The sequence below is a fragment of the Pseudarthrobacter sp. Hb11 genome, from assembly GCF_059383655.1.
In genome coordinates, this window is record NZ_JBWZCM010000003.1 from 58,753 (window position 1) to 70,920 (window position 12,168).

15 protein-coding genes and 1 pseudogene are annotated in these 12,168 nt (G+C 64.6%); 7 read left to right on the plus strand and 9 right to left on the minus strand.

Annotated elements, in window-relative coordinates:
• Positions 1-85 precede the first annotated feature (85 nt).
• The 3 genes from AC50X7_RS06880 to AC50X7_RS06890 all read right to left on the minus strand — a co-directional run bounded on the left by AC50X7_RS06880 (position 86) and on the right by AC50X7_RS06890 (position 1,722).
• Positions 86-316 carry a hypothetical protein gene (locus AC50X7_RS06880; RefSeq protein WP_494978309.1) on the minus strand — a complete coding sequence of 77 codons (231 nt, stop codon included), beginning with the start codon at positions 314-316 and terminating at the stop codon, positions 86-88.
• 202 nt (positions 317-518) lie between these two features.
• Positions 519-776 (minus strand): hypothetical protein, encoded by a 258-nt coding sequence (locus tag AC50X7_RS06885; RefSeq protein ID WP_494978310.1) that lies wholly within the window; start codon positions 774-776, stop codon positions 519-521.
• Between the two features lie 154 nt (positions 777-930).
• On the minus strand, positions 931-1,722 hold the full coding sequence (locus AC50X7_RS06890) for a GAF and ANTAR domain-containing protein (protein WP_494978311.1): 792 nt from the start codon (positions 1,720-1,722) through the stop codon (positions 931-933).
• A 280-nt stretch (positions 1,723-2,002) separates the two neighbouring features.
• On the opposite strand from AC50X7_RS06890, the gene AC50X7_RS06895 reads away from it, so the two are divergent.
• Positions 2,003-2,548: a GAF domain-containing protein gene (locus tag AC50X7_RS06895; RefSeq protein WP_494978312.1), complete on the plus strand. Its 546-nt coding sequence runs from the start codon at positions 2,003-2,005 to the stop codon at positions 2,546-2,548.
• Positions 2,549-2,824: 276 nt separating this feature from the next.
• The gene (locus tag AC50X7_RS06900; protein ID WP_494978313.1) at positions 2,825-3,019 is read left to right on the plus strand and encodes a hypothetical protein; all 195 of its coding nucleotides are present in this window, start codon (positions 2,825-2,827) and stop codon (positions 3,017-3,019) included.
• Positions 3,020-3,096: 77 nt separating this feature from the next.
• On the opposite strand, the gene trxB is transcribed toward AC50X7_RS06900, so the two are convergent.
• Complete coding sequence (gene trxB, locus AC50X7_RS06905; protein ID WP_494978314.1) at positions 3,097-4,095, minus strand: thioredoxin-disulfide reductase; 999 nt, start codon at positions 4,093-4,095, stop codon at positions 3,097-3,099.
• Between the two features lie 128 nt (positions 4,096-4,223).
• Here trxB and AC50X7_RS06910 point away from each other — a divergent pair, with 128 nt between their 5' ends.
• From AC50X7_RS06910 to AC50X7_RS06925, 4 genes are all read left to right on the plus strand, one after another.
• Complete coding sequence (locus tag AC50X7_RS06910) at positions 4,224-4,574, plus strand: ArsR/SmtB family transcription factor (RefSeq protein WP_307093864.1); 351 nt, start codon at positions 4,224-4,226, stop codon at positions 4,572-4,574.
• Positions 4,571-5,413, plus strand: coding sequence for a CPBP family glutamic-type intramembrane protease (locus AC50X7_RS06915; RefSeq protein WP_494978315.1), 843 nt, complete (start codon positions 4,571-4,573; stop codon positions 5,411-5,413). Before AC50X7_RS06910 ends, AC50X7_RS06915 begins: the two co-directional genes overlap by 4 nt.
• A 66-nt stretch (positions 5,414-5,479) precedes the next feature.
• Positions 5,480-5,758, plus strand: a complete 279-nt coding sequence (locus tag AC50X7_RS06920) for a hypothetical protein (protein ID WP_494978316.1) — start codon at positions 5,480-5,482, stop codon at positions 5,756-5,758.
• Positions 5,759-5,772: 14 nt separating this feature from the next.
• Positions 5,773-6,183, plus strand: a complete 411-nt coding sequence (locus AC50X7_RS06925; protein WP_494978317.1) for a nuclear transport factor 2 family protein — start codon at positions 5,773-5,775, stop codon at positions 6,181-6,183.
• A gap of 17 nt (positions 6,184-6,200) precedes the next feature.
• Here AC50X7_RS06925 and AC50X7_RS06930 read toward each other — a convergent pair whose 3' ends face one another.
• The 4 genes and pseudogenes from AC50X7_RS06930 to AC50X7_RS06945 form a co-directional block, all read right to left on the minus strand.
• Positions 6,201-6,977 (minus strand): hypothetical protein, encoded by a 777-nt coding sequence (locus tag AC50X7_RS06930; RefSeq protein ID WP_494978318.1) that lies wholly within the window; start codon positions 6,975-6,977, stop codon positions 6,201-6,203.
• Positions 6,978-7,158: 181 nt separating this feature from the next.
• On the minus strand, positions 7,159-8,199 hold the full coding sequence (locus AC50X7_RS06935) for an NAD(P)-dependent alcohol dehydrogenase (protein ID WP_494978319.1): 1,041 nt from the start codon (positions 8,197-8,199) through the stop codon (positions 7,159-7,161).
• Positions 8,200-8,309: 110 nt separating this feature from the next.
• Positions 8,310-8,585: pseudogene (locus tag AC50X7_RS06940) on the minus strand (cupin domain-containing protein); the annotation flags it as partial.
• 105 nt (positions 8,586-8,690) lie between these two features.
• The gene (locus AC50X7_RS06945) at positions 8,691-9,950 is read right to left on the minus strand and encodes a multidrug effflux MFS transporter (protein ID WP_494978320.1); all 1,260 of its coding nucleotides are present in this window, start codon (positions 9,948-9,950) and stop codon (positions 8,691-8,693) included.
• A 122-nt stretch (positions 9,951-10,072) separates the two neighbouring features.
• Between AC50X7_RS06945 and AC50X7_RS06950 the strand changes: the two genes are divergently transcribed.
• On the plus strand, positions 10,073-10,957 hold the full coding sequence (locus AC50X7_RS06950; protein WP_494978321.1) for a helix-turn-helix transcriptional regulator: 885 nt from the start codon (positions 10,073-10,075) through the stop codon (positions 10,955-10,957).
• Positions 10,958-10,969: 12 nt separating this feature from the next.
• Here the strand turns inward: AC50X7_RS06950 and AC50X7_RS06955 are convergent, their stop codons facing one another.
• Positions 10,970-12,106 carry a PQQ-dependent sugar dehydrogenase gene (locus tag AC50X7_RS06955; RefSeq protein ID WP_494978322.1) on the minus strand — a complete coding sequence of 379 codons (1,137 nt, stop codon included), beginning with the start codon at positions 12,104-12,106 and terminating at the stop codon, positions 10,970-10,972.
• Positions 12,107-12,168 lie beyond the last annotated feature (62 nt).

Here is a 12,168-nt window from a genome sequence, read left to right on the forward strand (position 1 = left end):
ACGCAGTTGATTTATATGAACCAGCGGGACGCCCATGCCTGGTCGCCCCTGCTTCTGTGGACACTTGGCGGGAGTAAAGCGGACGCTACTCCGGTACCTCCATTTGAAAGCCGCATGGACAGTGCAGTACCTGCGTAGTGAGGTAGACGTCCAGGGCGTTTTCCATAGCCTGGTCGGTAAAAGCAGGTGCGGTGAGCCGACGGAGTTCGGAGCCGGTCTTTTGCATAGGCCGGCCGCAGTGGACATACTGCCCGCCAAAGGCGAGGACATCCTCGGAGCTTCGGACACCATTCAGCACTGCTGCGACAGCAGTCACGTCTGCACGATGGAGGTAATGGAGGCTGCATGTCCTGCAGGAATAGCTCACTTCCACGAAACCATCGGAAGGGGGAGCCAGAGCGGCAATGGAGTGCAGGGCAAGATTGCGGTCGGCACCGCATTTGGTGCACAGGAGCGGACGCCCCCCTGTCCACTCGCCATCCATGCGGCTGCCGGGGCCTTCGAAATGGATTGACATGCTACGCGGCAGCAGGGTAGCTGGACAGGATGTAGTCAGCTGCCGCCGGCCCAACCATACGCAGCCTGCGATCGTGGACGTCGATGCCTGCCCGGTGCATGGCGGCGCGGAAAGTGACATCGAGCTCCGCTTCCATGCCGTACAGGAGGCACCAACTGACGTACAGCCCGTACAGGCAGTCAGCGGACATGGGGCAGTCCGTGTCAAATTCGTGAACTGTGGCTTCGTCAAGGAATTTTGTGAAGTGCGAGGCAGCCATGGTCGGCTCTCTTTCGCTGGTGTGCATCTATTCGCCGTCTTGCTACAGCGGTTTCTCCTGACGGCCCTGCACAAGACCCGGAGGGAACGTCGCCACGGTGTGACGCCGGACACTTTGAATGTACGCACTCACCGCGCTGCTGTCCAGAGCGGAGCTATTCGTCGAAGTGGGTGCGCAACTCCGGGTCGGGCGAAATGGAGTGGATCACGCCGGCCGCAACCTCCCGCAGCTTGATGTTGCGGCTGTTGGACGCCTTCCGCAGGATTCCCATGGCCGCGGCCTGGCTGCAGCGGTTCTGCGCCATGATGACTCCGACGGCAATATCGATCGCCGTCCTAAACTTCATTGCTGCCTCCAAGTCCTCCTTGGCCTCCCTCAACTGGGTCAGGCGCAGCTCAAGCCTTAGGGTTTTGGCGGACTGTTCGCCGAACAGTTCAGCCCGCGCCATGTCCTCCCGGGAGAAACCGAACGCGGCCGAAGAATAGATGTTAAGGGCAGCGGAGGATTCCCCCTCCAGTTCCAGCGGAACACACAGAAGTGAGCCGACGCCGTGGGCTGCGACCGCCCGCGCATATTCCGGCCAACGGCGCTCGCTCGTGACGTTATCCACGTAGATGGTGCTGCCTGTTTTCATGGCCGAAACGCAGGGCCCATCCGCGAAAGCGTACTGCAGCTTATCCATCTCCCGCGCGCGGGGTGTGCTGGAGGCAATAGTCAGCGGCTTCTTTCGGCGGGCCACGGTGACGTTGCAGATGACCTCACCGCCGGGCGGGGCCAGGAGGGAAGCCGAGAAAACGGCGATTTCCTTGAAGAAGTCCTGGGCGTCAGCGGTCTGCAGGACAAGGTCCTGCAGACGGGAAACGATACCGTCCTGGAAGGCCGCGGCATGAGAGACAGCGTCAGCAGGGCTGGATGGATCGGCAGCAGTATTGGGTAAGACGTCCATTGCACGTTCCTGAAGTTGGGCTTCTACCGCTTCAGTTTTCCCGTGCGGTTCTAAGACGCTCACTTCCAAACGATTGCCTAAGCCTACCTCGGTTCCTCTGGGTCGATTCACGGACGGACCTGGCATATCAATGGGCCCTGCACGGGCGTAGTCTCGGTAGTAGGAGATTTCGGGGGGACGGGGTAACCCGGAGGTCGAATACTCCGGTCTGCCCGCGAAGAGAGCGGCGGCCGTTGGCCGGGGCAGTGGCCCATGGCGCACCCAGAGGGATCGAGGCCGCATGGCCCAGGACAGCAGGTCCGACCATCAGGAAACGCAGCCGCAGGATCCGTTCCCGGACGGTACGGACATCTCTGGCCTGATGGCCGGACTGGCAGCCATTGCCTCCGCCAGGGTGTCCTCACCGGGTAACCGGATCCATACGGGCATAACCATTATCCAGCGTGAAAAGGCCGAAGCCCTGGCCGGCAGCGACGCGGCTGCGCGTGCCTTGGACGAGTTGCAGAACGGTTTTGGGGACGGCCCCTGCCTGACGGCACTCAGGTCCGGAGCGCCACTCCTGGTTCCTGACCTCACCTGCGAGCACCGCTGGCCCGCCTACGTCAAGGCTGCCGCCGAGAAGGGCGTATCCTCCATCCTTGCCGTTCCGCTGGACCTCGGTGATGAGGCAGAAGGGGTCCTGAACCTGTACTCCGGCAGGAGCAACGGATTCTCTCCGGACGACGTCTCAACCGTGGAGGCATTCGCTGAACAGGCCGCAGGGTCGCTGCGGCTGGCCCTGCAGATTACCCGGCTCAGCAGAGTCAGGAGTGACCTGGCCACGTGATGAGGCTCACCTGCAACATTCCGCGTATTGGTTGAGGTACCTCCCGCGCTCTGGGCACTATGGAAAAGCAGGACGGGCCACTTCTGAGCCAACACTTGAGCGGCCCGTGTGTTTGGTCACATCAGCCCTGCTGCGGTTGCCAATCCTCCCCGGCAGCCTGCACCATTGAAGTACAGGGAATGCGCTTTCCCACCTGCAGTCCGTCCTCATCGACGAGGACACGTTCCGGGCAAAGAAGACTCCGGGATGCCAACCGCATGAAATGGAAGTTGAATAATGACGTTCGATACCAATGATTCCGTGACCCTTAAGATCTGGGACAGGTCCGTCCTCCACCACACGCTGGAAACCGCAGTGAGCGACCTCTCTGCACGCCACAACACCACCAAGTGCCGCATCGCCGTCACCTGCAGCGGGCCCAACACCTTTACCCTGAGCGTCCGGGAGGACCTGGCTTTGGCCTCCGCCTAAGTCCACGGCTTTAACAGAAGCGGGCGATGGTGGGCTTTCCCCCCTTCGCCCGCTTCTTTCAGTGCTTTCCGGCAGGGTCAGCTGTGGGTGGGCTCCTCGACCAGGGCGGTGGCGATGCTGTCCGCATCCTCTAAGGCGGCGAGGTAGCGTTCGGCGTCGAGGGCGGCGGCGCAGCCGGTGCCGGCGGCGGTGATGGCCTGGCGGTAGCGGTGGTCCACGGCGTCGCCGCAGGCGAAAACGCCTGAGATGTTGGTGACGGTGGTGGGTGAGTCCACCTTGATGTAGCCGTCCTCGTCCAGGTCCACCTGCCTGGTCAGCAGTTCGGTGCGCGGAACATGCCCGATCGCCACAAAGATCCCCGTGGCAGCGTGCTCCCGGGTTTCGCCCGTGCGGGTGTCCGTGAGCGTCACGCCGCTGACTTTCCCGTCGCCATGGATCTTAGTGACGGCCGAGTTCCAGGCGAAGCTGATCTTGGGGTTGTCCTTGGCCCGCTGCGCCATGATGCGGGAAGCCCGCAATTCACCCTTGCGGACAACGACGGTGACGGACTTCCCGAACCGCGTCAGGAACATCGCCTCCTCCATCGCCGAATCCCCGCCGCCCACCACGATGATGTCCTGCTCGCGGAAGAAGAACCCGTCACAGGTGGCACACCAGGAAACCCCATGGCCGCTGAACTTCTTCTCCTCCGGCAGGCCGAGCTCCTTGTAAGCAGAACCGGTGGCCAGAATGACGGCCGGGGCCTCGTAAGTTTCGCCGCCGCCGGTAACCACCCGCTTAAGGTGGCCCCTCAGCCAAACCTCAGTGACGTCGTCGAACACTACCTTGGCGCCAAACTTCTCGGCCTGCTCCTGCAGCCCGTCCATCAGCTCCGGGCCCTGAACACCGCCGGGGAAGCCCGGAAAGTTCTCCACTTCAGTGGTGTTCATCAGCGCACCACCCGCGGTCACCGATCCGGCCAGCACCAGCGGTTCGAGGCCCGCGCGGGCCGCGTAAATGGCGGCGGTGTAACCGGCCGGGCCGGAGCCGATAATGATCAGCTGCTCGGTTGCGGGGGTGTTCGCGTCAGGGGTCACGGCAGATTCCTTTGCTTCAGGCGTATGGGAAAAGGCTACTGGGCATCCGCCTGCTGAGCGGGTACCGGTTGGGTGCTGGGTAGGACCAACCATATCGACGGCTGTCAATTAGCTGCATAATGGGTTGCATGACCGCTCTGCAAACTCTTGGGCCCGAGGTGGACGCCTCCTGCTGCACTCCGGCCGCGAAGCCGGCACTCAGCGCAAAGGAAGCCCGGCAGAGGGCGTTGGTTTTCAAGGCGCTGGCTGATCCGAACCGGCTCCGCCTGCTGTCCATCGTAAAGGCAGGGGAATCGGGAGAGGCCTGCGTCTGCGACCTCACAGAGCCGCTGGACCTCGGCCAGCCCACGGTGTCGCACCACCTTAAAATTTTGGTGGAGGCAGGACTGCTGCACCGGGAAAAACGCGGCACCTGGGCCTACTTCTCGCTGGTTCCCGGCGCGCTCGACGACGCAGCCGGACTCCTGGCGACGCTGTGAAGCAGCAATCGGCGCAAGCACAACTGCGTGAATCTGCGCCCGCTCACCTGCCCCGCACGCCGCTGAACGTCATCCCGGCGGCGCTGGTGTCGGCGTCGGGCTTCCTGCTGTTCGCACGGGAGGACCGGGTCTCCGGTTTCCTCCTCCTGGCCGCCGCCCTGATACTGGCCGCAATGCTCAACCGCCGCCTTGTTACTGACCTGGCGTTGATTGGTGTGGGGCTGACCGCCATGAGTCTGGTCCCCATCACCACTGATATCAGTACTGAACACATGGCCGTGATGGGCACGGCCATGATCCTCGCCGTCGGCATCCCTTACGCTGTTTCGCGGTTCCTGACCAAGGATCACGCCATCCGGTTCCCCATCCGGACGGGCCAGCCCTGGACGCGTGCCGAGAAGTGGTACCTGCCCGCGGTCCTGCTGATTGGGTACGCCCTGATGCCCGTCTACATGATCCGGACCGGCGTCTACAACAACTGGCCTGCGGTCAGCGACACCGAGGGCATCGCCCGGCTCTTCCTGGGAACCAACGTGCTGGGGATCTGGGACGAGCTGTTCTTTATCTGCACGGCCTTCACGCTCCTGCGCCGGCACCTTCCCGACTGGCAGGCAAACCTGCTCCAGGCCGTGCTGTTCACGTCATTCCTGTGGGAGCTGGGATTCCACTCCTGGGCACCGTTTTTCATCTTCCCCTTTGCCCTGCTCCAGGCCCGGCTCTTCACGATTACCAAGTCGCTGTCCTACATTGTCAGCGTCCACCTGCTGTTCGACTTCGTGCTGTTCCTGGTCCTCATCCACGCCCACAACCGCGAGTGGATCGACATCTTCCTCTACTGACCCAACGTCCTGGATCAGGGGCAACCGGCTCTGGACGCGCGGGCGGCAGGAGCACATAGTTGGAGCGTGCAGACACCAGATCCCGAACTTGAGGCCCTGCGGCAGCGGGCGGCCCGCGGCGATTCCGACGCCGTGGATGAACTGATTGAGGTCGCCGCCGAGCGCGGGGATCTCGACGAACTCCGGCGGCTGGCTGATGCCGGCAGCCGGGACGCGGCCGCCCAGCTCGTTGAAACGGCGGCGGAAAAGGACGATCTTGAGGAGCTTCGCCGCATGGCAGCGTCAGGCAACTTTGATGCCGCCGACGTGCTGGCCGAGCTTGAAGAAGAAGACGACGGCGCGTAGCCCGGGAGGGCACAATGAGTGAGGTTATAGACAAGCTGCTGGCCGCCCTGAACGCCCACGACGTCGAAGCCGCGGCGGCGCTTATTCATGAGAACTACCGCAGCGAGCAACCTGCCCACCCCGGCAGGGCCTTTGTGGGCCGTGCGCAGATGCACGCCAATTGGCAGGCGATGCTGGGAGGCATTCCGGATTTCCATGCCGAACTGATCCGCTCAGCCGATGACGGCGACACGACGTGGAGCGAGTGGTCCTGGACTGGAACCCGCGCTGACGGACAGGACTTCCAGGTCCGCGGAGTGACCCTCTTTGAGGTCAGGGACGGAAAAATCACGGCCGGCCGGCTGTACATGGAGGACGTCGAACAGTCCACCAGCATCGACGAGGACGTCGAAAGGATGTCGGGCCGGCGGCCAGAGCACCGCTAAAGTGCTTCGGTCAATCCTTACCCCGCCGGCCGGAGCGACGTGATCATCCGCCTGATGTTTTGGTACTCCGGCGTGTTCATGTACCGGCGGGCCTGTTCCAGGTACGGCAGGTCCTCGGCACCAGGGGTCACGTTGTTTTCCGGGTTGTAGAACGCACCGAACATCGCGGAGGTGGGTGGCCAGGTGAAGAAGTGGACCATTGGGCACGCCGAATCACCGGTAGGCGCGGGAACGGACGTGATGCCGTAGGCCGCCGCCGGGGTATCGGCCGGCCCGGGAGCGCTGTCGTCGCCACGGGTCTCGAAAACAAAGCGGGGCGATGTCCCGTTCTGGGCCAGCGCGGGCAGCTCCTGGGTTTCCAGCTCTGCATACGGGTACTTCTCGAGGCAGGTTGAACCAATGGCCATGTTGGTGCGGAGAGCAGCCATCGGCTTTCCGGCCCTATTCGTGACTTCGGCGAACGCCCCGCCGCCTTCTGGCAGTTCCCCTGCAGGGTCTGTCACGCTCCAGGCAGCGGGCAGGTCAAACGCGAGTTGCCCGTCCGCCGTCGTAAACGTCACCCAGGAGCCGCTGGCGTTGGTGGTGGCAGGGGCACTCGTGGCCGGGGCTGTGGCCGGCGGGGAAGAATCTGCCGGCGACGCAGTCGGCGCAGTCAGGGTCGCCGTCGCACCCGGTGACGCGGAGGCGCCGGGCGAGGTGCTTGTCGCCGTCGGCGGGCCCGCCTGCGAACCGCACCCCGCAAGTACAACAGCAACCAGAGTCATCGCGGGTAGCAGCCCGCCGGACCTACGCATTTCACCCTCCCGGAGGTCAGAAAACTTGTCCTCCAATTGTGGAACCGCCGGCAGGTTTCGGGACGGGTGGCCGCTGATTGGCGCCGAACCGTTGTGCCGCATAACAGAAAAGCTTTGGGCCGTTAAGCACGGCGGCGGCCCGCCCCCTGGGGAGCCGGCCGCCGTCGAACGCGTTTTGTTATTAGAGGGTGGCGGTATCGATTACGAAGCGGTAGCGGACGTCCGAGGCGAGAACCCGCTCGTACGCGTCGTTAATCTTCTCGGCCGGGATGACCTCGATCTCGGCACCGAGGTGGTGCTCGGCGCAGAAGTCCAGCATTTCCTGCGTTTCGCGGATGCCGCCGATCATGGAACCGGCAAAGGAGCGGCGGCCGCCGATCAGTGCGAAGGCGTTGACCGGGAGCGGCTCGGCGGGTGCGCCGACGTTCACCAGTGCGCCGTCGAGGGCCAGCAACTGCAGGTAGGAGCTGATGTCGATCGATGCGCTGACAGTGTTGATGATCAGGTCAAAGCTACCGGCGAGGTCCTTGAAGGTGTTCTCGTCGCTGGTGGCGTAGTAGGCGTCGGCGCCGAGGCGCAGCCCGTCTTCCTGCTTCTTCAGGGACTGGGACAGGGCGGTCACCTCTGCGCCCATGGCGTGGGCGAGTTTGACGGCCATGTGGCCGAGCCCGCCAAGGCCGACGACGGCCACCTTCTTGCCGGGTCCAGCACCCCAGTGGCGCAGCGGGGAGTAGGTGGTGATGCCGGCGCACAGCAGCGGCGCGGCGACGTCCAGGTCGATGCCTTCCGGGATGCGCACTACGAAGTCTTCTGTCACGACGACGTGGCTGGAGTAGCCGCCCTGGGTGATGGTGCCGTCGCGGTCAACAGCGCCGTACGTTCCAACGTTGCCCTTGAGGCAGTACTGCTCCTCGCCCTTCAGGCAGTTGGCACACCCCTTGCAGGAATTGACCATGCAGCCGACGCCGACGCGGTCGCCAACGGCGTGCTTGGTGACGGCGGAGCCCACCTCGGTGACGATGCCGGCGATCTCGTGCCCGGGCACCAGCGGGTACTGCTGCGGGCCCCAGTCGCCGCGCACCGTGTGGATGTCCGAGTGGCAGATGCCGGCGAACTTGATCTCGATCAGGACATCGTGCGGGCCGACTTCGCGGCGCTCGATGGTGGTTGCAATAAGGTCCTCTGTAGCGGACGGGGATGCATAGGCCTTGACGGTAGTCATGGTTCTCCTGTGGTTTTTGGGGATCTCTTAAATGCTACCGGGGTGGAAGATGGCCAGCCCGGCATCAGGGGCCCGTAGCGGTGGCCCTGTTGTAACTGGTTCTGGCAGTCCTACCCTTGGCGGCCTTCGTACTCGTCGTCGGTGATGTGCTCAGCCCAGGTGGTGGTCATGGCCGGGTCGTCATCGTTCTCAAGGATGGCGATGTGCTCCATGAAGGTTCCGTCGGCCGAGGCATGCCAGTGTTCCTCCCCGGGAGGCGTGTAGAGGGTCTGGCTGGGGTGGACTTCGATGATGTTGCCGTCACGCGTGCCGAAACGGGCCACGCCCGACGTAACCTGCAGGTATTGGCAGCGCGCGTGCGAGTGCCAGGCGGTGCGGGCGCCGGGCGGGTTCAATGTTCATAACGGTTCCTTTCCTACGGCTACTTACCCAAAGAGCAGCACTTATGCTGCATTCGCAGGGTGTGGTTCTATTTGGCGAGGATGTTCTGGTCATCGGCCCGCGCGGTTTGCATGCGGGCGGGCCAGGACCAACAGTCCGAACAGGGACAGCAGCGCTCCGCCGATCATGAGCAGCGCCATGGGGACCGCCGTATCCGAGCCGCCCAGCCCCGCAATGGGTGCGACGACGCCGGCGGTGGTCCATTGCACGAGGCCCAGGACCGCCGAACTGGTCCCGGGGTGTTCGGGCACCTCCGCCGAGGCGAGGGCGCCTCCGTTGGTGTTGATCAGGCCCTGGGCCACCATGAGCGCAAAGAAGCTGCCCACCGCCACCAGCAACGGCGTGGCCCACCACAAGGCCCCGGCAAGCATGGCCACCCCGGCGGCGAGGGCAATGATCTGCCCCACGAAGATGACGCGGCGGGTGGGCACGCGCCCAGCCAGGCGCGCGGACACGAGGGCGGCGATGGTCATGCCGCCCGCGTTCGCCGCAAAGACGATCGCGTATGCCACGGGCGAGAGCCCGTTCATGTTCTGCAGGATGAATGCCGACGTCGCCACGTAGGCGAACAGGGCAATAAAGGCCGACGACGCCACCACCACGTAGCCGACGAAGCGGCGGTTTGAGAGGACAGTCTTCGCCGCGCGGCCGAATTCGCCCAGCCCGCCTGCGCGCCGCTTTTCCGGCGGCATGGATTCCGGGACGACGAACAGCGCGCAGAGGGTCATCAATATGCCGAGGGCGGCCAGCGACCAGAACGTCATCCGCCAGCCGGTCAGTTGCAGGATGGCTGCCCCGAGGAGGGGGCTGATGATCGGGGCAACCCCGCCGATTCCCATCACCAGGTTGAGTACGCGGACCAACTGGGGGCCGTGGGCCATGTCCACAATGACGGAGCGGCCGATCACCATGGCCCAGCCGCCGCCGAAGCCTTGCAGGAACCGGGCCAGCATCAGGACCCAGACATCCGGCGACAGGGCACAGGCGATGGACGCGGAGGTCATCAAAAGGGTGCCGGCCACCAGCGGCATCCGCCGGCCGCGCTGGTCGCTGAACGGGCCGCCCACCAACTGCCCGAGCCCCATTCCGGCGAAGAACGTGGTCAGGGTCAGCTGCACCGCGGAGGCGGTGGTGCCGAACTCCTCCGAAACCCGCGGGAAGGCCGGGACGTACATGTCGGTGGCCAGCGGTGCCACGGCCGTGAGGAAGATGACAGTCGCAACCAGTGTGGCCGGAACGGCGCCCTGTGAGGGCAGCCCCACCGCGGTGGTCCCGATACTGACGGTTCCGCGCATGCGTTGGTACTCCATCCGGTTGCCTGAAAGGGAATACTTCCATCAAACCTGCAGCCGTCAGACCTAGCGAGGGCCCTGCTGAAACTGGTTCTGGCAGAGCCTCCCAGCGCCTTTCGGATCCGTCGTAACGTGTCTGTATGGATAACCGAGCCGAGGTACGTCAGTTCCTCTCAACCCGCCGCGGACGCATCACCCCCGAACAGGCAGGGCTGGAACCGTACGGCGGCCGGCGCCGGGTGCCGGGGCTGCGGCGTGAGGAAGTGGCCCGGCTGGCCGGCGTCAGCGTGGACTACTACACCCGGCTGGAGCGCGGAAACCTGACAGGTGTCTCGGACAGTGTCCTGGACGCCATTGCCCGGGCCTTGGAGCTGGACCGGGCTGAGCATGACCACCTCTACGACCTCGCGCGCACCGCCAACACGTCAGGCCGAAAGCGGGCTACGGCACCTGTCCCTGCAGGGGTGCGGCCCGAGCTTCAGTTCCTCCTGGACACCATCACCGGGGCGCCTGCCTTCATCGGGAACAACCGGATGGACATTGTCGCTGCCAACACGCTGGGCTATGCCTTGTACTCCGATATGTACCGCAGCACAGCCCGCCCGGCGAACCATTCCCGGTTCATCTTCCTGGACCCACGTGCCCACAACTTCTACACGGACTGGGAGCGGGCGGCGAACACCAACGTGGCCATCCTGCGCCGCGAGGCCGGACGCAGCCCCCACGACAAGGGCATCGCCGAACTCATTGGAGAGCTCTCCATGCGCAGCGATGATTTCCGTACCCGCTGGGCCGCGCACAACGTCCGCCGCCACTACGCCGGTACAAAGTTTTTCCAGCACCCCGTGGTGGGGCTGCTGGAACTGAACTACCAGGTCCTGGGGCTCGAAGAGGATCCCGGGCACTCACTCACGGTCTACCCGGCAACCCCCGACAGCCCCTCTGAAGAGGCCCTCAAGCTCCTCGCCTCCTGGGCCGTCACCGAAAACATCGTGGAGCTGGCCCTGGCCGGCGCCCGGGTCTAGCCGGCCGCGAAGTTATCCCCGGGCCAGCGCTACTTCGAGGATCCGGTCGTCCTCAGGGCCGGGGTCGCCCCGGCCGTCGGTGTTGTTGGTGACAAACCACAGCGCCCCGTCCGGGGACACTGTTACGTCGCGGATCCGGCCGTACTCGCGGCTGTAGTGGTCCGTGAAGGTCGTGGGGTCAGAGACGGGCACCAACCGCAGAACTTGTCCCCGCAGGTTGGCGATGAACAGGGTTCCGCCGGAGTAGGTCATGCCGCTGGGACTGGCGGACGTCGGCTGCCATTGCTGCACCGGGTTCACGAAGCGTTCCCTGTCCGCGATTCCTTCAACAATCGGCCAACCGTAATTTGCGCCCGGCGTGATGATGTTTAACTCGTCCCAGGTGTTTTGCCCGAACTCAGTAGCGAACATCGTCCCGTCCGCTGCCCACGCCATGCCCTGCGGGTTCCGGTGCCCGTAGCTGTAAACGAGGGAGCCCGGGAAGGGGTTGTCGGCCGGGGCCTGTCCGTCAGGAGTCATCCGGAGGATTTTGCCGGCAAGGGAGTTCCGGTCCTGGGCGCTGTCACGCTGGCTCGCGTCGCCGGCGGTCACGTACAGCATGCCGTCGGGGCCAAAGGCGATCCGGCCGCCGTCGTGGATGCTCGCAGCCGGAATGCCCTCCAGGAGTGTGTCCGGCTGCCCCAGCGACAGTGAGCCTGGCTGTCCGGTGACAGGGAAGCGCTGGACGCGGTTGCCGCCAGCCGCCGTCGAATACACGTAGAGGTCTCCCCCGCTTCCAACGGCAAGGCCCAGAAGCCCTGATTCTCCCCTGGCATCCACCCCCTCTACGGTTCCGATGGGACGTGCCGAGCCATCCGGGGCAAGTTCGAGGATGCGCCCGCTGTTCCGTTCGCTGACCAGGGGCGTCCCGTTGCGGAACACCACGGACCAGGGAGCGGCCAGGCCCGTTGCCACCGTCTGCGGCGTGCCGCTGATGGTGGCTGCCGCAGTGCTTGAGGCTCCGGTGGATGGCGTAGGGGATGCCGGGGCCGAGGCGGCCGGCGCCGAAGTACTGGGAGCAGGGGAACTGCTGGCGGTAGGCGCGGGTGGCGGGGCTGGTGTGCAGCCCGCGAGCAGAATGCTTGCCCCGATAACAGCTGCCGTAAGCACTGGTTTATGCACCTTGTTTCCCCTCAGTTGCTGTTCCCGCGACCATCCACCGCGTGGTTTGT